The following is a 24,400-nucleotide window of genomic DNA, read 5'->3' on the forward strand; positions in this document are numbered from 1 at the left end:
GCTTTTGTTTTATTATAGAATAAGTCTAAATTCTTAGAACACAAGGTTTACACCAATTTCTGTTTGGCTAAGATCGAAATCGAATCCGAAATTATCACCTTTGATTCCAGCGTATTTTGCATGTTGATAACCTAAGAATCCGAATTTACCGGTTAAAGTAATTTTATCTGTAACATTAACTGCTACACCCGGACGGAAACCAACTTCCCAAGCATTTAATTTATACTTTTCAGCGGTAGTCTGACCTGTAGCTACCATATAATCTGTTTTTCCATAAGTATATGCTACGCCACCATCAACAAACAGGCTACCCATAGTTCCTTTTAGGAATGACATACGTAGGAAAGGATTTACTGTAAACGCGTCTTTGAAAATAATATCGGAATTTACAGAACCGTTTAATGCTGGTTTATTGTGTGCATAACCCAATCTGATACCTACTCCCATATTATTAGTAAATGCATAACCTACTTCAGGAAGAATACGGTATGATGATACTCTATCGCCACCATCAATTTTAGTACTGTTGAAACCAACGCTACCACCAACCCATATTTGACCAACATCTTGTGCTGAAACTGTTGCTGTTAGACCTAACATAATTGCAAGTGTAAAAAATAACTTTTTCATAACTTTTAATTTTTGTTTTTAATTTACCTTTATTTAATTAACTCAATCTTTTAAGATATTCTCTTATTGATGAAGACAAAGGTCTAACAAAATAGATAACGACAAAAGGTCTATTTTGGCTTAAAGATGTTCTAAAATTCTTTTTAGGCATAACTTTGAAAAATTGTTGACAACAAAAACAGTCTAAAGTTCTTATTATATGTTCAAAAGTTCTTTTCGACTTTTTCTATATTTCAATGAAAATAGACTATGTTTGCATTCATCTTAATCGACTTTTTACACAAAAAGAATTCAAAATTATGAAATTGGCAAAAATCCAACTAGAGGATATTTCAGAACATATAGATCCTTTTGCAATCAAAAATTTTATTATATCCGATAAAGCAGTATTATTTCCTCCTCTGTCCTCCAATTTTCCGTTTATACTCGATGGCGTAGCTTTTGCCATTTGTATTAAAGGGAATGCTCGTATAAAAATAAATTTCAAAGAATATAATATAGAGAAAAACATGATTATTACAATCATGCCTCAGTTTGTCACAGAATTTATCACACGTAGTGAAGATCTGATGCTTGAGTTTTTAATTTTCTCTATAGATTTTCTCACAGAAATGCCCAATATATCGAACTTCGACATATCGAGAAGTATTATGCAAAACTCTTGTATAAAAATATCAGAAACGGAAGCCAACAAATATCTCGAGTTCCACTCCTTCATTGTTAAACAATACAAGCGCAGAGATCATCCATTTAGGAATGAAATGGCTAAAAGCCTCTTATATGCAATGCTAACCGAGATAGGTAATATATATTACAATCGGATCAAAGATGTAAGTGCGCACGAATGTGATAGCATGAATACATCTTCGCATCAGGATGAATTAATCTCACGCTTTTTTAATCTATTATTGCAATATCACAAAAAAGAACGATCGTTACAGTTCTATGCGAGTGAAATGTGTCTCACTCCAAAATACTTATCAACTATTGTAAAAAACAGAACAGGCAGAACAGCCTTTATGTGGATAAATGAAGCCTTAATTGCTTCAGCAAAACATTTACTAAAAACAACAACAAACACAATTTTACAGATATCGGACGAGCTTAATTTCCCCAATCCTTCTTTCTTCGGGCGATTTTTCAAGAAACATACAGGACTAACTCCCGTACAATACAGAGATACTTAAGACATTAGGGGGAAAGGATAGAATAAAACATAAATACAAGGAAAGGGTTTCGCGATAAAATCGAAATATCATGATATAAACTTCCTAAGCAACGGGTTCTTTTTCATATCATCATATTTGCGAACTACTACCCCCAGCCTCTCGAATAGTTGACGGATAAGCGGATCAATATCCATTACATACACCTCTTTGATTCGCTTTGTTAATAACCAAAGAGCCAAATAATTGACGTCCTTTTTTACTATAATGTCTTTTTCGATCTCCACGACTGTATTACTGTCGGTATGCAAAACAATTATAGGTATTGTGTCTATATCGGAATCGTCAATCTTATCGTTTTTAAGAAATAATGCTATTTTCATAAGATTAACTTTTAGGTAAAGTTGATAAATATATATGATCGTCAAAAGTCCTATAAAGCGGTATAAGTGTCCTAAATATCGTAAATTACTATTATTTGAACAAAGTATGTCTTCGTTATGTTTAAAATAAAGAGTATACTACACATTAATATTAAATAAAAAAGAAACATTATGAAGAAACTATTAATCGGAGCAGCAGCCGGTATAGGTCTTGCTCTCGTTATTTATAAGTTGGCAGAAAGTGGTAAATTAGATTGTGTATGCGATGACTTGAATAAATTGTCAGGTCAGGCCAAGAAAAAAATAAAGGACGGTATTGATGTTGGAAAAAACCAACTGGAATATCTAAAGGAACGTGCAGCCTACAAGTCTGAACAATTAAGCGAATTAGCTGATGAAGTGGAAAAGAAAGTTTTGGACAAATTAAATAAAGCTAAAAGCTAACTCCGAAATTACTGATTTATAAAGAAACAAAAAGGAATGCTAACGTTAGCATTCCTTTTGTATGTAAAGAAAATGTCTTATTTACATATTCGTTTTTAGGAACTTAATAACCTTTTCATATAAATAAGTTCTGTTGGCAGCACCTCGTATCGAGTGGTCTTTATCCGTAAACACAAACATATCGAATTGTTTGTTGGCTTTGACCAATGCTGCGGCATAGTCCATTGTATTTTGGAAATGTACATTATCGTCGGCAGAACCATGTATTAATAATAAATTGCCCTCTAATTTGTTAGCGAGCAAAATCGGAGAGCCTGATTGGTATCCGGCTGCATTTTGCTGTGGAGTACGCATAAAGCGTTCTGCATATACAGAGTCATAAAATTTCCAATCGGTAACAGGAGCAATAGCAACTCCGGCTTTGAATACGCCATTCCCCCGGCTCATACTCATCAGAACATTGTATCCACCATAACTCCATCCCCAAATAGCGATTTTGCTTCCATCAATATAAGGCAAAGAAGCGAAATGTCTTGCAGCAGCTGCTTGATCGTCCGATTCGTATATACCCAAATTCATATATGTACACTTACGAAAGTCTTCCCCTCTGGCTGCAGTTCCTCGTCCGTCAACACAAGCGACAATAAAACCTTGAGTCGTAAGATAATCTGTCCAGTCTACACCGTACTTATCTGCTACCTGTTGCGAATTAGGTCCACTATACTGCACCATTACCAACGGGTACTTGCGGGATGGATTGAAGTCTACCGGTTTCATTATATACGCATTCAGGTCTTGTCCATCAGCCGCTTTTACAGTAATAAACTCCTTTTTAGGTAAATTGAGTCCGGCTAATGTATTTTTCAATTTAGCATTATCCTCCAATACTCGAAGCTCTTTTCCTGTAGCATCGTGTACGGTAACAATCCGAGGTGTCGAGATATTGGTATAGCTATTGATGTAATATTTTCCATTCTTGCTGAATGTTGCACCATTAGTTCCTTGCTTTGTAGACAATTTGGTTTTGATTCCTTTCACCATATCTACTTTATAGATTGCTCTTTGGAGAGGGCTGTCTTCTGCAGCTTCATAAAAAACTGTTTTAGAAACCGGATCAACAGCCAATAGGCTTGTTACATCGTAGTTTCCGGAAGTCAATTTCTTTTGCTGAGCACCATTCTTATCATAAAGATATATATGAGAATAACCATCCTTTTCGCTAACATACACAAACTGATTGCCAAAGAAGTATATATAGTTTAACAATTCAGAGTCTATATATCTGCTGTTCTCTTCATGAAGGATAGAGCGGCATACCGATGAGCGTGCATTTGCAAGAAACAGATCAAATTTATTCTGCTCTCTGTTCAATGTCATTATTGCTAAATCATCTCCGGTAGGTAAAAACTGTATACGAGGGATATACTCAACATTATCAGGTATATTCATTTTCCGTATTGTCTTCGAGTCAATATCGAATACGTTACATGTTACTTTCGAATTTTGTTCTCCGGCCTTCGGATATTTAAACGAGAATGAAGTCGGGTAAAGGTTGTTTTCATACATCTGCATCGAATACTGAGGCACATTTGTTTCGTCGAATCTTACAAATGCCAACAAACGCCCGTCTTCAGAAAAATCCATAATACTGGTTGTTGCAAACTCTTCTTCATATACCCAATCTGTTCCCCCATTGATTATTTTACCCAATGCTCCATCTTTTGTTATCTGAGATTCTGTATCATAATCAAACTTGACAAGCCATATATTGTTGTTGATAACATAGGCCAACATTCTTCCATCTTTAGAGAAAGTCGGGATTGATTGCTTTTCTTTATTTTCGGTCAGTTTTCTAACTAAATTTCGTCTAATATCGTAATAATAGTAATTTGCTTTGAATGAATGACGATAGATCGGTTCGTAATCATTATACACTACCAGGCGTTTCTCATCGGGGCTGATTATAAATCCCTGAAATGAACTAAACGTACATTCACGTGCCTTATTAACATTAAACAGAGTATCGGTAGGCAAACCTGTTTTGTACGAATACTTAATGATCATTGTATTTTTATTATCTGCCTGAAAATAAGATTCCCCATCGGCAGATGATACAACCGGCTGAACTCCACGAGCAGAGTATTTGCCAGAATTAATATCCATAAGGTCTAAACGTTGCGCACTTGCTGTTGTTAAGACAAAACAAGCAAGCAGCAATCCTAAAACATTTTTCATATCAATAGCATTTATTTTTGACAAATATATCAATTTTCGATGGGAGTTGTAAATGATATATCGTATTAAATAGAAATAACCTTTGACCAAGGCCAAAGGTTATTGTAAAAACACCTAAAGTAATACGTAGTTTTTAAAGTTCCATTTGTGTGTTTTTATTTGCTTATATATAACCGATATTCTCCCGGTTGAAGTGTAATATCTATAGAGTTATCAGATACATTTAGTTGGTTACCCGTAAAATAATCCTGCCAGTTACCTGTTTTTCCGAAATTAACCTTTTGAGTTAATTCTGTGACATCAAAATTAGCTATAGCACAGATAGACTCTGTTGATGATTTCAATAATATTTGTTTATACTGATTTGCTAAATCAATAGTATAGTCACTCGTATAAAAGGTCGTATTCGTATTACGAAGTTTGTTCATTTTAGCAAACACATCGTAGAGGTTCTTTCTTGCAGGCACATCATAATATTCCCAATGAGGAGGCTTTTCTCCTAAGCGGTCATTATTTAATTCCTCATCATAGCCCAGCTCTCCGAATTGCCAGATCATTTTAGGCCCCGGTAACGACATCAAGATAACCGCTGCGGCTTCTGTGCGTTTTAGGCCTGTAGCTAGATTTTTCACATTGTAATCACCGTAGCTTTTTCCATACGAATTATTTTTGAACATAATTCGTTCTTCATCATGGCTTTCCATATAAGCTACCAAATTTGGTTTCGACCAGCTTCTTGCTTTGTACGAAGCCCATGACACATCACCTTTTAGACCATTGTCTCCGGCTTCAGCCCCCCAACCCATCGTTACCTCATTGAAGTTATAATTCATATTACCCCATAGTTTAATTCCATAGTCTGCGAGTATTTTTTCTTCATCATTGGCTGTTAGATGCTCAAAAATGACAATTGCATCAGATTTTCGTTTCCAGATTTCGGAAGCCATTCTTTTAAGTATAGTTATACGGCTATCGTCTCTATTCCAACCATCACCTTTTGTATTGGTAAAACCTTTTGTAAAGTCGAAACGAAATCCATCTACCTTGTATTCTTTCATCCAATATGCACAAACACTGTCTACAAATGCCTGCGTGTATTTACTTTCATGATTAAAATCATATCCCCATGAGTAACTGGAGTTAGGTGATGTTTTATTGTACCAAGGATTATCGGCTGTAGGGTTTTTATCGCTACCCTGATACATCCTCACCATCGGGCTTTGTCCATAGCTATGATTCAGTACCATATCCATTATCACAGCAATACCATTAGAATGGCATGCGTCAATAAATGCTTTATAGTCGTTGGATGTACCATATGCTTTATCTGTAGCAAAATAGAATGACGGGTTATATCCCCAACTATTATTACCCTCAAACTCATTGAACGGCATTAGCTCTATAGCATTTACTCCAAGATTTTTAAGGTAGCTTATTTTTTCTTGTACAGCCTTAATTGTACCCTGCTCTGTAAAATCACGAATAAGTATCTCGTAGATAACCATGTTATCCGGCTTATCAACTCTAAAAGTATTTACTTTCCAAGAATAAGAAGCCGGAGCTGTATTTACTACCATAGCTATTTCGGAAGTCTTTCCCGTAGGGTATTGTATCAAATTAGGATATACATTATTAGAGATATAACGATCATTATCTGGATCAGAAACTTTAGATGTATAGGGGTCTGCTATCCTTATCGAATTATCTATGAGGTATTGACATATATACTCCTTCCCTTTTTGGAGATTACCTATTTTTATCCAAAAACGATCTCCGTCTTTTTTCATCTTATAGCTATCCGAAACCGTCCAATTATTGAAGTCTCCGATAAGGTGAACCGTTTGTTTTTTGGGAGCAAAAAGAACAAAAGCCAATGAGTCGTCACTGATAACAGTAATACCATCTCTAAGGCTGCCTATTGTTGGCGTTACAGGTACTTCGGGGATATCAGGATTGTTGGGACCATTATCACTGCATGATAAAAATATGCATAGTACTAGAGGGAAAAAGAATCTTAATAATTTCATGATACGAATAAGTGTATTAGGTTATTTTGGCACAATAGCCTTCCGTATTACAAATCTATGGCTTTTGATCCGACCGTTATTATCCTGAATAAACTACTTGCATAAAAAAGAATGCAAACGTTTGCATTCTAAACAATTAGTATTTCCCATTATATAAATATGTTGTTGCGTTCGATTAAATAAGATTATAAGAAGAGTAAATATAGAAAAGGCGCCGGATCAATTAAGATTCCAACGCCTTTTGCTTACCTATATATAAATAATCATTCACTAATCCGTTTATAGTATTTCGGCTTATAGTCAGGGAAGAGATCCGGATGAAATACAGAGGCCATATCTTTTAAGATATAGTCGGGATGTATTGGCAAATCTTCGTAATAACTGCTATAAGCGGTGTTGCATCCATATATGTTTTTACTTTTGAATGCTTTAAAATAGGAATATGGCTTATATTCTTTCTCAAGACTTGTATAAGTCATATCCGATGGAGTGTTGTATTTGATAATCCAGATGTCAGCCTCTCCTGCCTTGTCAAAAACTATTTCGAAGTTAAGAGGCATATATGATGTTGATTTGTCTTCATTCCATGGATATATTGCTCCAGCATCAGACAACATATTGGACATAAAGCTTCTGCCACCCGGCATATTCCATTTTCCTTGATAAGGTATATCCGGGAGTACAGAAGGTCTTTTTGTTACATTGGCTACTATCTCTTTTACTTCTTTATAATTTTTCTCTGTTATTGCAAAGAGAGAGTCGGCGTAATGTTCTTTTCCTGTAAATAAAGAGTAAAAACGAATCCATTCAGCACGCCCCAGTGGGTGAGACTCTGTATAGTCTACAGTTTCGAGTATCGGAATATTTGTTCTCTCCACATTACCGTATGTCCAACCCTGTATTGGCGTAGCAAAAATAGCATCGGGATTCAACATAATTATTTTCTCGACATCCGGCTTACTAGCCATTCCCAAATTTTCTATTTCGCCGTTTTTTACACGCTGCTGAATTACATCTAATTTTATATACTGCGGCTCACAAACTCCTTTTATAATATCTATTTGCCCCAATTCATTCAGAGATGAACAATGGATCGTAGAATATGTAGCTACATTCTGAAGTGGAACTTTCACAACTACACCCTTCGGCAAATTGACAGGCAATTCTTTTGTTCGGTCTACAAGCACATAGGTATGTAACAACCGAGTAGTGTCCCACGGGTCACGTACAGTAACAAGGGTATAATCATTATACTTTTTCACTTGAAATCCTTTGGAATAATGGACTGTATAAACAGAGTCCGCCTGTTTATGCAGAGCACTCTCATCTTGTCCGACAGGCTTCTGTTTGTTGCAGCCCGTCAAGACAAGAATGATAGTGAAAAGTAGCGTGATATTGAATGATTTCATCAATCAGTTTATTTCTTTACTTCTGTTGTTACAAAATAAGCACCCATCGGATTTATTCCTTTGGTTTTAAATGACTTTACATATCCGCCATTACTATTGTAGATATGCATTCCCCCTTCATTTTTGTAATCGGATGTAGCAATATAAATATCCTCTGTTATTGGATCTACAGTTATATTATATGCACGTTTTATATCAGCTTTATCAGCCTCTACAAAAGCTTGATCTACTATTTTATTTGTTGAAATATCATAGTATGACAACTTGGTTGACATTGTTGTATAATCTTCCTTCATCAAATATATCTTGTCTTTTCCTGCTTCCAAATTAGATGCAACATCAGTACCTAGTACTGTTACCTTATTGTCTGAAGTGCTAATCTTTTGCAAGCTTGATGGGATTGTAGAATAGTTACCATTAGATATAACATACAAGTTACCATTCTTATCGCTTCTTATTTTAGTAGGATTCACGACGACTTCTATTTCTCCTGTTTTTGTAAAAGAACTTAGATCGATTATTGATAGTTTCTTTCCGGCTCCGGTACCCATATAGTCAGAAATAGTAACATATGCCTTGTTGTTTACAATTGCAAACTCTTCTGGATAAGTACCGTCAACAGAAGCAAGCTTGTCAATCTTCATAGTTGTAGTATCTATGCGTGCCAGATTTCCATCATAAAGAGTCACATATACTTTACCATTATAAGCTTCTATTGAACGAGGTTTGCGAGGTTGTTCGCTATCATTCAAAGGCTTTATGATAGTATTGGTTCCATCAGTATATTTTAATAATTTACCTGTTTTATCGGTAATATAAATACAGTTTGATTGTGTTACGGTTATATACATTTTAGAACCATAAATTACCATATCCTGCCCACCGTTTCCGAGGCTTATCTCATTTTTATTCAGAAACACATCACCTGAAGTAATATTCTTATCATTATCATAATATGTTAATGCGGCATCTATTTTACTTGACATACTACCGGAATTCAGCACATAAACACCTGTAGTCGCATATTCAGGCTCAACCCAAGGCTCATCTTTTTCACTATCGCTACATGATATTAGCGAAAACATTAATGTAGAGAATAAAATACCTTTTAATAAAATCTTTTTCATGTTTTATAATACTTTTTTTTAATTAATATTTTAGTGTCGCAGTTATGCTGAACGACCGACCAGGCATTGGATAATTTTTAATCACCTGATATTGCTTATCCCAAACATTTAGTAAGGTGGCTTGCAATAATAGCTCACTGCTCTTTATTTTTAGTTGTTTATTCATGCTGATAGTATGTTCAGAATAACTATCCATTTTATATTTAGCGATATTCTGATACCAAAAATAGCGTTCTCCGGTAATGATAACAGAATATGAGAAATTCACCCATGGGTTCTTTATCACAGCTGAAGCAGCACCTGAATGTTTTGGTGTATATATTATTTGATTTTTGTATACGTCTTCTTTGGGATTAGTAATATCTATTGCTTTCATGTAGCTGTAAGAGCCGGATAAATCTATTCCCATAGCTGATGAAAAGTCGAAGCCACAGGCTACCTTTGCATCTATCCCTGTAATTTCAACTTTACCTAAATTTGTAGTATAGGGATAAAACGTAGAAGGCTGTATGATAATTTTATCTTTTATTCTATTATAATAACCATCTACATTCACACTTATATAATTTGATTTTTCAGAAGTTATAGAGCCTATCCATGTCATACCTGCATTCAGTTGTTTTGCAGATTCGGGTTTCACTTGAGATAAAGACCGAGTATAGAAAGCCTCGGTAAAAGTTGGGATTCTAAATATATCTTTGTAAGATGCTCTTAATCGGAATTGATTATAATCTTTAATAGGAACAAAAGATAAGCTTACCGCTGGCGAAATTTTCTTATATGTTTTGTTATTTTGCTCACTCCTTGTCTTTTCTGATATATATATGGCTAATAAACTAGTGGTTACAGTGAACCTATCGGTCATATATTTTCCAGCAAAGGCACTCAACGAACTATACCTTTTAGGACGGGAGGCTTCCCCTCCAAACTTAGTTGTTTCATCAAATAGTTTATTGTAAGACAAGTCTTCGACTAAAGATAAATTGATCTTTTTATTTACTTTATACAGCATTGCATTCGACCAATAAACCTCTTGTTGTTTGTATATATCGACTCTTTTTCCATTTTCATAAGCATCATACAAATCTCTATAACGTGTATAATTATAATCGTATTTAGCTTGGGATTTATATTCAAAGTTCTGTCCTAACTTTTTATTATATACAGTCTGAATAAAAAAGTTTTTATTCCACAATCTTTCTACATGGTAATCATTCTGAAAATCAACAGCATCAGGAAGACCTCTTTCCGAATCGAAATAGTATATTTTAGTTTTTAACTTTCCTAGACTACCAAAATCATTATAGAGGTTTACCTCTGTCCTGTAGATATCAACATCACTATTTTTTCTTTTATTATGGTATGGTGTTTTTCCATTCAACATACTGAATGGGTATTGTCCATCTGCTCTTTGCCAACTTCCATTTGCTGACAGGATAAATTTATTATTTATTTTGTGTGCATAATCTAAAACCGGATTAAATAATCCAAAAGATCCGGTTGCTATTTTAACATAACCTCTGTAGTTTTTGGTTGTAAATTGTGGTGTAATTGTTTCCAGATTAAGAACTCCTACAGATGCAAAACTTCTGGCTGTTTGAAAAATATTATCCGACTGTCCTATATTTAGCGATATCATTGAAATATTATCCAAAGAAAAACGACCAATATCCACTTGCCCCGACTGCATATTACTAACCATGATTCCATCATAGCTAACGGCTGTATGTTCAGTCCCCATCCCTCTAATGGCTATTGTCTTTAAACCTCCTATACCTCCATAATCTTTAAGAACAATTCCATTAAATTGCCTTACTGCATCGGAAACAGTTTGTATTCCTCGCTGCAAAATCTCTGTATTATCAATCACTTGAAGTGGAGTTGTAGATCGTGAGACAGAAGGTTTGATCTGTGCAGAAATTTCTATCTCTGACAGTTTCTTTGCATTGAGACTATCATTAATCTGAGCCTGTATGTGAATACAGCCTGTTACAAATAAAAATATAAGGGAGAGTAAAAAAGTCCTCATCTTCACAAATTATTCAATAAAATGCTTTCGATAAGAACAAAGAAAAGACTATATAATCTTGACACTGTTTCTTAAGCTCTATTCCTCGAAAGCTGTCCGAACTATTACTTTGCAGGTCTTCTGACTTACTCCAACTTGTACAGCCTTCCCATTACGAATAACAGTGGCTATGTTGCACAAGCTTTAAAGAGCTTACAGCAGCGGGTCTGTTCAGGATTTTCACCTGATTCCCTTTTAATTCGTTAACAAACGAAACAAAGTCCTGCAAAGGTAAGGATAAATTATATTGAAAGACAAAATATAAATGTTAATTTCACTCGCATACTTCTTGCGAAAGATATTATCCTGTGTTTTATGCCACTATGCCTTGAAAGTTCTTTAACCTTGAGTAACGATGAATTAAATTAATATTTATAAATCCACGTCTAATGTTGTGTTTATCTTAAAAGAAAAACGCTTACCTTTGTTTCATATTCATATATAAATGAAATGAGGAATACGACCAGAGATAAAGTATTGCAGGAAATAAAAGTTGACCAACCGACTCAATTGCTAGATTTCCTTGTCCAAAAAGAAGTACGTAAAAGCCGCAACGCCGTTAAATCGCTTCTTGCACATAAACAAATCAAAGTAAACGGAAAGCTTATCACTCAATTCGATTTCGAACTGAAGGCAAAAGATAAGGTCTCTGTTATGAAATACGATCAGTCTCGAAAAGAGAAAAGATTGAAGGGATTAAAGATTGTATTTGAAGACGACGACCTACTCGTTATCGAAAAAGAAGCCGGGTTCCTATCTGTAGCTACAGATAAGGAAAAATCACGCACTGTATATAACTCTCTGAATGAATACGTAAAGAAAAAAGATAAAAAAGCACGTGTTTATGTTCTGCATCGCCTCGACAGAGAAGTTTCGGGACTTATGATCTTTGCGAAAGATATGGAGCTACAGGATATTTTCCAGAAAAACTGGGACAACCTTGTGCCTAAGTATTCATACATGGCAATTGTAGAAGGACGCCCGAATCCTAAAAATGGAACTGTAACATCGTGGCTTACCGAGAACAAAAACTTTGTAATGATGTCATCTCTTATCGATAACGGTGGACTGAAATCTGTTACTCATTACAAGACACAAAAATCGAAAGGTGGCTATTCATTATTGGATTTTGACCTCGAAACACGACGCAAGAATCAAGTAAGAGTACACATGCAACAGATCGGACACCCGATTGTTGGCGATAAAAAATATGGTGCTTCAAATAATCCGATCAAAAGAATTGCCCTTCATGCCGGGGGACTAATTTTGAAACATCCAAGAACAGGGGAATTGCTTGAATTTAAAGCCGGCATCCCTAAAGCAATGCAAATACTAATATCCGAAACACAAAAAGAAAGAAAGGATAAGCCCGAAAAAGAGGAATCAATTTAATACATTTTAGGTATGAATGAAGATATTAAGCAGATAGGTCAGCGTCTGAAAGGTCTCCGTGAGGCTTTGGATATGACGACCGAAGAGTTCGCTTCATCATGTGGTATCGATCCTGTGGTATACCTCGAATATGAAGAAGGCAGAAAAGATTTGACTATCAGTACACTGAAAAACATTGCGTCGAAACATAATATAGATGTTTCTGTACTGATGTTTGCCGACGAACCTCGCATGAGCAGCTATTTTTTGACGCGCAAGGGAAAAGGTTTAGCTGTGAAGCGTGTTTCAGATTACAGCTATCAGACGCTAGCCGGTGGATTTAATAATCGAAAGGCTGATGTGTTTGAAGTTACAGTAGAACCCAAGCAAGATAGTGTAAGGATACATCATAGCACACATACCGGGCAAGAGTTTAACCTTATCCTTGAAGGACGGATGCTTTTACAAATAAATGGGAAAGATTTAATATTGGAAGAAGGTGATAGCATCTACTTCGATTCAAGCCTGCCCCATGGAATGAAAGCTTTGGACGGAAAGCGAGTGAAGTTTATTGCTGTTGTGCTGTAAGCTTGTATTTTCATTTACTAAAAGATTAATCACCATTATATAATGTTGGAAAAATTTGTAAAACAAATTCATTTTACTTCAACTGAAGATTTTGCAAAGCATTATCACGTTGAGATTCCTGATAATTTTAATTTTGGATATGATGTAGTTGATGAATGGGCAAGAATAAACCCTACCAAGAGAGCTATTTGTTGGGGAAATGACCAGGGAGAACACATCGATTTCACATTTGCAGACATCAAAGAACAGAGCGACCGTACAGCTGCTTATTTTCAGTCCTTAGGCATAGGACATGGAGATATGGTAATGCTTATTATGAAACGACGCTACGAATTCTGGTTTGCTGTTATAGCTCTGCACAAGATAGGTGCTGTTGCGATTCCGGCGACTCACTTATTGACAAAAAAAGACATTGTTTATCGCAATAACGCGGCAAGTATAAAAGCAATCCTGAGTGTAAATGACGAAACAGTCATAAGTCACATAAATGAAGCAATGGCGGAGTCGCCAACAGTGAAGTGCCTTATTGCATGCGGAGAAAATATACCTTCGGGATGGAACGATTTCCATAAAGGAATAAAAGAAGCGAAACCTTTTGTACGTCCCGATCATGTAAATACCAATGATGATATTTCTCTGCTGTATTTTACTTCAGGTACAACAGGAGAACCGAAGATGGTTATTCATAACTTTGCTTACCCTTTAGGGCATATTGTAACGGCTAAATATTGGCACAACCTGCACGAAAATAGCCTGCATCTTACAGTTGCCGATACGGGATGGGCAAAAGCCGTTTGGGGAAAACTATACGGGCAGTGGATAGCCGGTGCGGCTGTAATGGTATTCGATCATGAAAAGTTTACACCACAATTGGTATTACACCTTATAGAGAAACATAAAATCACTTCTTTTTGTGCACCACCGACAGTATTCCGCTTCATGATTCGCGAAGACCTGTCTCACTACGACTTATCTTCGCTAGAGTATGCCACTACAGCAGGAGAAGCTCTCAACCCATCTGTTTTCGAAGCATTCTATAAAGGTACAGGGATAAAGATGATGGAGGCTTTCGGTCAAACTGAAACAACTCCTACTATTGTTACTTTCCCGTGGATGGAACCAAAACCCGGAGCAATGGGTGTACCCAATCCGGCGTATGATATAGACTTGATAGCAGCAGACGGTCGCTCGGTAGAAGATGGCGAAGTAGGTGAAGTTGTTATTAAGACCGACAAGTGGAAACCGCTAGGTCTATTTATGGGTTATTATCGTGACGAAGCACTAACCAATCAGGTATACCATGACAATGTTTATCATACCGGAGATATGGCTTGGCGCGACGAAGATGGTTATTATTGGTTTGTAGGACGCATAGACGACGTTATCAAGAGTTCGGGATACCGCATCGGACCTTTTGAGGTAGAAAGCGCATTGATGACGCATCCGGCTGTTGTAGAGTGTGCTATTACCGGTGTACCCGACGAGATACGCGGGCAGGTAGTAAAAGCCACCATTGTATTAGCTATGGACTATAAGAACAAGGCCAATGACCACCTGAAGCGTGAGATACAAGACCACGTAAAAAAGGTTACAGCTCCATACAAATACCCTCGCATCATCGAGTTTGTTGAAGAACTACCTAAAACAATTAGTGGAAAGATCAAACGAGCCGAAATAAGAAAACAGGAAGAAAATTAATAATACATCAGTGCAAGAACATGTTTATCTGCATAGAGTATAAAACTATTATCTACCGATTTGCATATTTGCTTAATCTCTAATTTCTTTATATTTATTATGATTTGTAAAGAATAAAAGATTATATTTGCACGCCTAAAAGTGTGCATATATCTCCATCAGGCCTCATTTTATTGAAAAGAGGCGTCCGGGATATATGTGTATTTTATTAATTTTGAAGAAAATAGAAATAATATAATTAAATAACAAAAAGTAAAATCCAAAATGCAAAACAAAGGCTTTGTAATTACTTTTGCAATACTCCTAACATTAGTTTGTTTGTTTTACTTGTCTTTTACGTTTGTAACAAGAAGTTACGATAAGAAAGCGGAAGAATACGCAGCTGCATACGCTACGGAGCATGCAAAAGGCGATCAACTACTCTATGATGAGTTGTATAATAAGCAATATACTTTCTACATAGACTCAATGTCTACAGAGAAAGTTTGGCCTAAAAGTATTCTCTTTGGCTTTGGAGATAGCATCGGCTATACTCTGAAAGAATGCCGTGAGAAAGAAATTGGCCTCGGACTAGACCTCAAAGGTGGTATGAGTGTTATTGTGGAAGTAGACGCTGCCGCAGTACTTCGTTCACTTGGAGATCCCGACAATGAGGCGTTTCAAACAGCTTTAGGACAGGCTTCGGACGAAAACAGAAAAGGAAGTAACCGAGACTATATCTCTATTTTTGTTGATAAATTCAAAGCTAGTAACGGCAATAACAAATTAGCATCGATATTCAGTACAAAACTGAGAGATCAGGTATCTCCTACCGATGATGATAATAAAGTAGTAGCTGTTTTAAGAACAGAATTGCAAAGCGTTGCTGATAACTCATTCAATGTATTGCGTACGCGTATCGACCGATTTGGGGTAGTTGCTCCTAACATTCAGAAACTAGACCGTGCAGAACGTATACTAATCGAATTGCCGGGAGTTAAAGAACCTGAACGTGTGAAGAAACTATTGCAAGGTAGCGCAAACCTTGAGTTCTGGAAAACATACAACCTACAGGAAATCCAAAACTATATTGAGTTGATGGATCAGCGTTCGAAAGAAGTGTTAGCTGCAAATGGTACTACTGCACCTGTAGCTACAGATTCTCTAGCTGCTGCGACCACAGACTCTGTAAAAGTAGAAAGCACCGATAATCTAGGATTTACAAAACCTCTTCGCTCCTACTTTACAACCTTTGCAGGTGGAGCTATCGTAGGCTTCGTAAATAAAACAGATACAGCTGCCGTAAATAAAATTTTACACAGATATCAAGATTTGTACCCTGGCGACTTAACGTTTGCTTGGGGCTTCAAAGCTGAAGATGCAAAAGAAACACAATTCGCACTATATTCACTTCGTGGTGATGGTATTAAAAAAGGTCCGGCTCTTGACGGAGATGTTGTAATCTCGGCTAAAGCAGACCAATCTCAACACGGCTCTGCATGGGAAGTAGATATGCAGATGAATACTACAGGAGCACAACGTTGGGCTACTATTACAGGAGCTGAGCAAGGAAGAAGCATCGCTATCGTTCTTGACGGTTCTGTATATTCAGCACCAAACGTTCAAAATAAAATTGAAGGTGGTCGTTCTCAGATCACAGGTCGTTTTACTGTAGATGATGCAAAAGACTTAGAAAACGTTCTTAAGTCTGGTAAGATGAAAGCAGGTGTACATATCGTACAAGAAGATATTGTAGGGCCATCTCTCGGACAGGAAGCTATTACTGCCGGTATATTCTCATTCTTATTAGCCTTGGTATTATTGATGATCTATATCTGCGTTATTTACGGATTGATTCCGGGATTAATCGCAAACTCGGCGCTAATTGTCAACTTGTTCTTCACGATAGGCATCCTAGCTGCTTTTGGAGCCGTAATGACACTACCGGGTATAACAGGGCTTGTATTGGCACTTGCACTTGCTGTGGATGCTAACGTATTGATCTATGAGCGTACAAGGGAAGAATTAAGAGCAGGCAAAAATGTGAAAGTTGCCATAGTAGATGGTTACAGACATGCATTTTCTGCTATCTTCGACGGTCACGTGTCTCAGGTAATTACAGCTATAATTCTTGCATACTTCGGAACAGGTCCGATACAAGGATTTGCTACAACGTTGATAATTGGTATCATTGCTTCGTTCCTTACTTCTGTATTCCTCACACGTATATTCTATGAATATATGCTCGAAAAAGGTAAATTCAGAAATCTTACATTCTCTACAGCTCTTTCTAAGAAACTGTTCTTGAATACAAATATCAATTTCTTGGGAATGACCAAAAAGGTTGTTATCTTCTCTGCCATCATTTTGGTGTCAGGATTGGCTTCACTGTTTATCAATGGATTGAACGGAGGTATTGACTTTACAGGTGGACGAAACTATTTGATTCGTTTCGATAAGAATGTAAATGCTGATGATATAGAAAAACTACTAGTTCCCGAATTCCAAGGTTCTACGGTTCTTGTATTGACTAGTGGATCAGCAACGCAATCTTCTACAACAAGCCAGGTGCGTGTTACTACAAACTACAAAGTAGAAGAAGCAACAGATGCTGTAGAAACAGAGATCAGAGCTAAAATGACTAGTGCATTGAAAGAATATTTGGCACCAAATACAACAATCGACAACTATATACAAAGTTCTCAACGTGTAGGGCCAAGTGTTGCCGACGACTTGAAGACCGCTGCTACAATCGCAGTTGTGATTGCCGTAATATGTATGGCTGTCTATATCCTTATACGTTTCCGCAACATAGCGTTCTCGGCAGGTACATTCTTCGCAGTAGCACATGATGCGGTATTGGTTATTTTCTTATACTCTTTACTATATAAGATAATGCCATTCTCGATGGAAATCGACCAGTCGTTTATTGCTGCGGTGTTGACAGTAGTAGGTTACTCTATCAATGACAAGGTTGTAATCTTTGACCGTATCCGCGAAATCAGAAACATGTATCCAAAACGCAATATAACCGAAACTATTAATGAGGCATTGAACTCAACATTAGGACGTACAATGAATACATCATTAAGTTCTATGTTGGTTGTATTCTGTATCTTCTTATTGGGTGGTGATACTATCAGAAGCTTCACATTTGCGATCTTCATCGGTATTATTATCGGTACATATTCTTCCGTATTCGTTGCTACCCCAATAGCTTGGGCTATCTTCAAGAAAGAAGAAAAGAATAAGGATACTGCAATTGAAGCGAAATAAAACTAAATAAATTGTCTTTTCGATATAGAGGCTGATTAAACAATGTAATCAGCCTCTATTTTTTTGTAGAAACTTAAAGATTATGTCTTTAAACGGTCAGAAAGATTATCAATAAAAAAATCCTTTCATTACAAAGATGAAAGGATTCTTATTATATACTAAGATGTCTATTCTGTTCGGGCTAGAAAGGAACAAAGTCATTGCCCCCTCCTTGCATAGGGTGTGGTGGCTGATCTGCCACAGGGTGATTGTTGATCTTAGACGAGAATTGTTGACCTGCTCCAAAATTATAATCATCATCAATATTCTGAAAACGGGCAAACTCGCTCTTGAAGCGTAACAATACATCGCCTGTAGCACCATTACGATGCTTTGCTATAATAATTTCGGCAAGACCTATCAAGGAGTTACCTTTATCATCTTCTAATATTTTATAATACTCAGGACGGTGGATAAAACATACCATATCGGCATCCTGCTCGATAGCTCCCGATTCACGGAGGTCAGACAATTGCGGACGCTTACCTTCTGCTCCCGTACGCCCCTCAACCCCACGGTTAAGCTGCGAAAGGGCAATAATTGGGATGTTTAATTCTTTAGCCAATCCTTTCAATGAACGGGATATCATACTCACCTCCTGTTCACGGCTACCGTAATTCATACCACTGGCATTCATTAACTGCAGGTAGTCAATTATAATAATCTTAACGCCATGCTCACGTACCAGACGGCGAGCCTTTGTCCTCAATTCGAATACCGACAAACTCGGGGTATCATCTATAAATAACGGTGCATCGTAGAGCTCTTTTATTTTAAAATCGAGCTGTTCCCACTCGTATGGTAGCAACTGCCCATTCTTAATCTTTTCACCCGGTATTTCGCATGTATTTACGATCAGACGGTTTACGAGCTGTACGTTCGACATCTCGAGAGAGAATAATGCTACCGGATATTTATAAGACACAGCCATATTTTTGGCCATTGACAACACGAATGCGGTTTTACCCATCGCCGGACGGGCAGCTATAATTACCAAGTCGGAGTTTTGCCAACCCGAAGTTATCTTGTCTAACGGAGTAAACCCTGTTTCCAGACCGCTTAGCCCTTCAGGACGATTTGCCGCTATTTCAAGTAAATGTAAGGCTTCTTTAATGACCGGGTTGATCTGCGTCACATCCTTCTTCACATTGCCCTGTGAGATCTCGAATAGCTTACTCTCTGCTTCCTGCATCAGGTCGTCAACATCCACTGTTTCATCAAATGCTTTACTTGTAACATTTGAGGAAAAAGAGATAAGTTCGCGAGCAAGATATTTTTGAGCTATAATACGGGCATGGAATTCGATATGGGCAGCAGATGCCACTTTCTCAGTCAACTGAGCTATATATACAGGTCCTCCCACTGTCTCCAATTCTCCATCTTTGCGTAATTGTTCGACCACGGTAAGCATATCGATCGGAGCCTGACGTACAGCCAGATCTACAATCGCTCTGTATATAATCTGATGAATGGAATCGTAAAAACTCTCTGGTTTAAGAATATCACTAACAACCGAATAAGCATCTTTCTCTAGCATTAGGGCCCCGAGTATGGCTTCTTCCAACTCTCTGGCCTGTGGTTGTATTTTTCCTATATCTGGAACTAAAGTTGTTTCCTTTGGTTTGCGTTTTCCTTGATTCCTAAAATTTGACTCTGCCATTTATCTGAACTCCCCTTTCCATAAATTTTATTCAAAGATAAAATAAATAATATTGAATGGAGACTTAAGTTTTGAACAAGGGGCTGTTAATAACTTTTTACGGGTTATATTTGGCGCCTTTCAAAATTGTTTGCGCATCCATAGATAATATATCTTCCAGTAAAAACCCTTTCTTATTGGCATACTGATTTACAATCTGCCAACCGATCCATGCGCCTACACGCCCCGGGGATTGAGGAGATACTACGGTTGTAGAAGCGGCATCATTAGTGAGACGAGTGATAAGCATGTGGTCGGTAGAATAAAGGTAATTTTCTTTTACTATCTTTTGCCAAATATCTTTTTCGTTATTCTTGCACCAGGCTGATTGTTGGAATGTATATCCTATCAGATTATCGGCATCCTCACCGGGAAGCAGAATGGATAGTGCATACAAAACCTTACCTTCATCTATCATGGCAGACAGAAGAGTTTCATTATCGGCAGGCTTTATAACATCACTTATCAGCCAAGCTTTGATATAATCCTTTACAATATCCTCAGGCTGCATTTGAAGGCGTTCGTATGGTTGAAAGAAACTTTGATAAGCCGGATAGTCACTACCCAAATACTTATCAATGGATAGAGATATAAGATTGTTTACGATAATTACATTTGCCCTGAAGCCTGAAACATGCATCGCTAACCGAGGTAGTTTTTTACCGGGAAAATTTTCTTCTACCAAAGCGTTTACCGCAGTCAACTTATCTTCGTATGCAGAGACGTCTGCATATTTAGTTGCTACATCCTGATATATTTTGAGTAGGTCTTCATTCGCAAAGTAATCTCTAAGTTGAGAGAAAAGCGTCGCTTGATCATTCGTCTTTATTGCAATTTGTCCAAAAGCAGGGAGCAACAAGGGATATTTTTCGGTCAGAGACTTTTCCTTTACGGCATCAGGGTTTTGTATATAATTGTATATATCTTTATCGAAGCGTATAATGGTTACTCTCTCTTGTGCCGAATGTCTGTTGTCGCTTTTCACTGTGCCCGAACAACCGATGAAAGATATTATAATAAAACCTAATAAGTAAGTTATATTTTTCATTTATTCCCTTTTAAGATTTCTTCTTTGCGAAGATAATTTATATTTTTTAATTTTGTTCCGCTTTATAAACAAACATATATGTATAATGTTATAACTAAGAATGTAACAATATATTATATATTTGGGGACAAGTAATAAGCATAGTCTATTATAGAAAAAAATAAATCCAACGAATGATAACTATATTAGGAATAGAATCTTCCTGTGACGATACTGCAGCAGCCGTTATACAAGACGGGGTGCTTTTGTCAAATGTAATATCCAGCCAGAAGGTTCATGAAAGTTACGGGGGCGTTGTTCCCGAATTGGCTTCACGAGCACACCAGCAGAACATTATACCGGTAGTAGATCAGGCTTTAAAAAAGGCCGGAGTCAACAAAGAAGATCTCTCTGCAATCGCATTTACCCGAGGTCCGGGACTTATGGGTTCGTTGCTTGTGGGTACATCATTTGCCAAAGGTCTATCATCTGCATTAAACATCCCTATGGTTGATATTAACCACCTGCACGGACATGTTTTAGCTCACTTTATCAAAGAGAATAAAGATGATGACAACCAACCACAGTATCCGTTTTTGTGTCTACTGGTTTCGGGTGGAAATTCACAAATAATTCTTGTGAAGTCATACAAAGAAATGGAGATAGTAGGACAAACTATTGACGATGCAGCAGGCGAAGCTTTTGACAAATGTGCGAAGGTAATGGGACTGGGTTATCCCGGAGGACCTGTTGTTGACCGATTGGCAAAAGAAGGTGATCCTACCAAGTTTAAATTGAACAAACCGCATATACCGGGTTATAATTACAGCTTTAGCGGATTGAAAACTTCTTTTCTATACCTCTTGAGAGATGAACTGAAAAAAGACCCAGACTTTATTGATAAGAATAAAGAAGATCTTTGTGCGTCATTACAAAAGACAATCATCGATGTACTGATGGAACAACTCAGACGAGTAGCCAAAGATTACAATATAAATGAGGTTGCCGTAGCCGGAGGAGTATCTGCAAACTCGGGGCTTCGTGCAGCTTTCGAAGACCATGCAAAACGTTATGGCTGGAAAATACATATCCCTCCGTTTGGATATACAACAGATAATGCGGCAATGATAGCCATTACCGGTTATTTTAAGTATTTAGACAAAGATTTTTGCTCTATGGATGCTGCTCCATACTCGAGGGTAGTAATGTAAACAGAGATAGAAAAAGAAAAGGATTGCCTACCGAGACAATCCTTTTTCTATTTATATACTTTTCTTATACGCTCTTCTTTTCTTATGATTCTCGGCATTAAATCCATCCCAAAGAGAAGCAACCTTGTTGTTCATCTCCAACTCGGGATTTGATTCCGCAAACTTGAAGCCACACTTATACGCAGATGGTATAAAATCGTTAAAGATTATAGCATTTACACCTTTCCCTTGATATTCGGGTGAGATACCAATCAGCAGAAGGTCTACGACAGGATTTTTCTTACTTTTGAGATCCCTCAAAAGATTTATCCAACCAAATGGAAGGAATCGTCCCCGAGATTTAATCAGTCCACGAGAAAGGCTCGGCATAGCTATACCAAATCCAACCACCTCATCGGTATCTTCTTTAATTATTATCGATACCAGATCCCAGCGAAGCAATGGCACATACATTTTCACATAGTAGTCTATCTGACGTTGTGTCAATGGAGCAAAGCCATATAAAGGCTTATAAGCAACATTCAACAGTTCAAATATCTTACTTACGTACGGCGTTATTTGTTTTAGGCTTTTAAATTTAAGTACCTTCAGTCCATATCGCTGCATCACCATGTTAGCGATACGCTGATGCCTTTCAGGAACAGAATCAGGAACAGGTATCCGATATTCATTCCAGTCGGCATCCTTCTCAAATCCGAGGCGTTCTATCTGATATCTGTAATACGGATAACTATATGTTGTAGACATTGTCGACTCTCGGTCGTAACCTTCAATCAGCAAGCCTTCGTGATCTAAGTCGGTAAAGCCCATAGGCCCTACTATAACATTCATACCTTTGGCTTTCGCCCACTTCCCTGCCGCATCGAATAAAGCATCGACAACCTCGTTGTCGTCTATAAAATCAACAAATCCGAAGCGTGCATTTTTTTGATTCCAGATTTCATTCGCTGTGTGATTTATAATACCGGCAATACGGCCAACGATCTCGCCATCTCTATATGCCAAGAACAATTGTTTTTCACAAAAATCGAATGCGGGATTCTCTTTTTCATTCAACGTACCCAGTTCATCCAGAACAAGAGAAGGTACATAATATGGAGAATTTTTATAAAGAACATCGGTAGGAAATTTAATAAATGCTTTTTTCAAAGCTTTATCATCTTCTTTAACCTCCTTAATGATTATAGACATAGATTAAATAATATGGAGAATAAACTTATTTTCAGAACGCAAATATATGGATTTTTTATTTATTTAATATATCCCCTTAAACTCATAATTAAATGAAATAATATTTCTTTATTTCCAAATAAATTCATTTTCAGAGACAATATAATCCATCTTTATATCATTCGTATCAACAGGAATAGTATCCAGAAGCTGAAATTCGAAACATATACCCATTTTAGGAGCCGAAATGAGAGACAAGAAGCGATCATAATACCCTCTGCCTCTGCCCAGACGCCCCATCTTTCGATCGAAGGCTACACCGGGAACAATAATTAAATCCACCTTTTTATAATCGGTAAAATTATCACCCAATGGTTCCATTATACCATACGAAGATTGCTTCAATGTGGTATCCTGAACATATTTTCTGAAAACAATATCATCCTTAACCACAACTGGCAAATAGAAATTCTTTTCAGCACTCCAACGGTTGATAAAATCGAGGGTCTGCACCTCATCGTCCATGCTATTATAAATAAATATAGTTTTTGCCTGCTGAAATGCTCCTGTTATTTCCAAAACCGATAATACTTCTTCCGAACGATTGTATAAGTCGTCAGCTGAATATTGTTTCTTTAACAAGGATATTTCTTTTCTCAGTTTTTCTTTTTGCTGTGCTATATTCATCCTTTATTTTCTTTGTTCCGTTGGAGATATTTTGTTTGTATAATTAATTCCTTCAACAAAAATACATTTCTTTTTCTAATTTCTACTTAAATAGAACGAATACAAGAAAAAAGGATAAAAGTAGAGTTCTACTTTTATCCTTCTGTTTTATATTATATCATAACCA

At 36.9% G+C, this 24,400-nt stretch carries 18 protein-coding genes and 1 riboswitch; of the genes, 7 read left to right on the plus strand and 11 right to left on the minus strand.

Annotation, left to right across the window (positions count from 1 at the left end; genetic code table 11):
* Nucleotides 1-33: 33 nt before the first annotated feature.
* Nucleotides 34-630: an outer membrane beta-barrel protein gene (locus HMPREF9456_RS07250; protein ID WP_006842846.1), complete on the minus strand. Its 597-nt coding sequence runs from the start codon at nucleotides 628-630 to the stop codon at nucleotides 34-36.
* 299 nt (nucleotides 631-929) lie between these two features.
* Between HMPREF9456_RS07250 and HMPREF9456_RS07255 the strand changes: the two genes are divergently transcribed.
* A complete protein-coding gene (locus tag HMPREF9456_RS07255; RefSeq protein WP_006842847.1) occupies nucleotides 930-1,817 on the plus strand; it encodes a helix-turn-helix domain-containing protein in 888 nt (295 codons plus the stop codon).
* A gap of 68 nt (nucleotides 1,818-1,885) precedes the next feature.
* On the opposite strand, the gene HMPREF9456_RS07260 is transcribed toward HMPREF9456_RS07255, so the two are convergent.
* The gene (locus tag HMPREF9456_RS07260; RefSeq protein WP_006842848.1) at nucleotides 1,886-2,179 is read right to left on the minus strand and encodes a hypothetical protein; all 294 of its coding nucleotides are present in this window, start codon (nucleotides 2,177-2,179) and stop codon (nucleotides 1,886-1,888) included.
* 171 nt (nucleotides 2,180-2,350) lie between these two features.
* Between HMPREF9456_RS07260 and HMPREF9456_RS07265 the strand changes: the two genes are divergently transcribed.
* Nucleotides 2,351-2,623, plus strand: a complete 273-nt coding sequence (locus HMPREF9456_RS07265; protein WP_006842849.1) for a hypothetical protein — start codon at nucleotides 2,351-2,353, stop codon at nucleotides 2,621-2,623.
* An 81-nt stretch (nucleotides 2,624-2,704) separates the two neighbouring features.
* On the opposite strand, the gene HMPREF9456_RS07270 is transcribed toward HMPREF9456_RS07265, so the two are convergent.
* From HMPREF9456_RS07270 to HMPREF9456_RS07290, 5 genes are all read right to left on the minus strand, one after another.
* Entirely contained in the window at nucleotides 2,705-4,858 is a 2,154-nt protein-coding gene (locus tag HMPREF9456_RS07270; RefSeq protein ID WP_006842850.1) for a S9 family peptidase, read from the minus strand.
* Between the two features lie 155 nt (nucleotides 4,859-5,013).
* Entirely contained in the window at nucleotides 5,014-6,885 is a 1,872-nt protein-coding gene (locus HMPREF9456_RS07275; protein WP_006842851.1) for an alpha-amylase family glycosyl hydrolase, read from the minus strand.
* A 263-nt stretch (nucleotides 6,886-7,148) separates the two neighbouring features.
* Nucleotides 7,149-8,294, minus strand: a complete 1,146-nt coding sequence (locus HMPREF9456_RS07280) for an ABC transporter substrate-binding protein (protein WP_006842852.1) — start codon at nucleotides 8,292-8,294, stop codon at nucleotides 7,149-7,151.
* A gap of 8 nt (nucleotides 8,295-8,302) precedes the next feature.
* Nucleotides 8,303-9,421, minus strand: a complete 1,119-nt coding sequence (locus HMPREF9456_RS07285) for a DUF5074 domain-containing protein (RefSeq protein WP_006842853.1) — start codon at nucleotides 9,419-9,421, stop codon at nucleotides 8,303-8,305.
* Between the two features lie 22 nt (nucleotides 9,422-9,443).
* The gene (locus tag HMPREF9456_RS07290; RefSeq protein WP_006842854.1) at nucleotides 9,444-11,450 is read right to left on the minus strand and encodes a TonB-dependent receptor plug domain-containing protein; all 2,007 of its coding nucleotides are present in this window, start codon (nucleotides 11,448-11,450) and stop codon (nucleotides 9,444-9,446) included.
* 93 nt (nucleotides 11,451-11,543) lie between these two features.
* A riboswitch (cobalamin riboswitch) is annotated at nucleotides 11,544-11,725 on the minus strand.
* 214 nt (nucleotides 11,726-11,939) lie between these two features.
* Between HMPREF9456_RS07290 and HMPREF9456_RS07295 the strand changes: the two genes are divergently transcribed.
* The 4 genes from HMPREF9456_RS07295 to secDF all read left to right on the plus strand — a co-directional run bounded on the left by HMPREF9456_RS07295 (nucleotide 11,940) and on the right by secDF (nucleotide 18,401).
* Nucleotides 11,940-12,881, plus strand: a complete 942-nt coding sequence (locus HMPREF9456_RS07295; RefSeq protein WP_006842855.1) for an RluA family pseudouridine synthase — start codon at nucleotides 11,940-11,942, stop codon at nucleotides 12,879-12,881.
* Between the two features lie 12 nt (nucleotides 12,882-12,893).
* A complete protein-coding gene (locus tag HMPREF9456_RS07300) occupies nucleotides 12,894-13,448 on the plus strand; it encodes a helix-turn-helix domain-containing protein (protein ID WP_006842856.1) in 555 nt (184 codons plus the stop codon).
* A gap of 42 nt (nucleotides 13,449-13,490) precedes the next feature.
* A complete protein-coding gene (locus tag HMPREF9456_RS07305) occupies nucleotides 13,491-15,146 on the plus strand; it encodes an AMP-binding protein (RefSeq protein ID WP_006842857.1) in 1,656 nt (551 codons plus the stop codon).
* A 264-nt stretch (nucleotides 15,147-15,410) separates the two neighbouring features.
* Nucleotides 15,411-18,401 (plus strand): protein translocase subunit SecDF, encoded by a 2,991-nt coding sequence (gene secDF / locus HMPREF9456_RS07310; RefSeq protein WP_006842858.1) that lies wholly within the window; start codon nucleotides 15,411-15,413, stop codon nucleotides 18,399-18,401.
* Between the two features lie 181 nt (nucleotides 18,402-18,582).
* Here the strand turns inward: secDF and dnaB are convergent, their stop codons facing one another.
* Complete coding sequence (dnaB, locus tag HMPREF9456_RS07315; RefSeq protein ID WP_006842859.1) at nucleotides 18,583-20,100, minus strand: replicative DNA helicase; 1,518 nt, start codon at nucleotides 20,098-20,100, stop codon at nucleotides 18,583-18,585.
* A gap of 97 nt (nucleotides 20,101-20,197) precedes the next feature.
* Nucleotides 20,198-21,187: a gliding motility lipoprotein GldB gene (gene gldB / locus HMPREF9456_RS07320; RefSeq protein ID WP_006842860.1), complete on the minus strand. Its 990-nt coding sequence runs from the start codon at nucleotides 21,185-21,187 to the stop codon at nucleotides 20,198-20,200.
* 173 nt (nucleotides 21,188-21,360) lie between these two features.
* Here gldB and tsaD point away from each other — a divergent pair, with 173 nt between their 5' ends.
* Complete coding sequence (tsaD, locus tag HMPREF9456_RS07325) at nucleotides 21,361-22,377, plus strand: tRNA (adenosine(37)-N6)-threonylcarbamoyltransferase complex transferase subunit TsaD (RefSeq protein ID WP_006842861.1); 1,017 nt, start codon at nucleotides 21,361-21,363, stop codon at nucleotides 22,375-22,377.
* A gap of 51 nt (nucleotides 22,378-22,428) precedes the next feature.
* On the opposite strand, the gene HMPREF9456_RS07330 is transcribed toward tsaD, so the two are convergent.
* Complete coding sequence (locus HMPREF9456_RS07330; RefSeq protein WP_006842862.1) at nucleotides 22,429-23,568, minus strand: hypothetical protein; 1,140 nt, start codon at nucleotides 23,566-23,568, stop codon at nucleotides 22,429-22,431.
* Between the two features lie 108 nt (nucleotides 23,569-23,676).
* On the minus strand, nucleotides 23,677-24,234 hold the full coding sequence (locus HMPREF9456_RS07335) for a 5-formyltetrahydrofolate cyclo-ligase (RefSeq protein WP_006842863.1): 558 nt from the start codon (nucleotides 24,232-24,234) through the stop codon (nucleotides 23,677-23,679).
* Between the last annotated feature and the right edge of the window lie 166 nt (nucleotides 24,235-24,400).

The sequence above is a fragment of the Dysgonomonas mossii DSM 22836 genome (genome assembly GCF_000213575.1).
GTDB lineage: Bacteria > Bacteroidota > Bacteroidia > Bacteroidales > Dysgonomonadaceae > Dysgonomonas > Dysgonomonas mossii.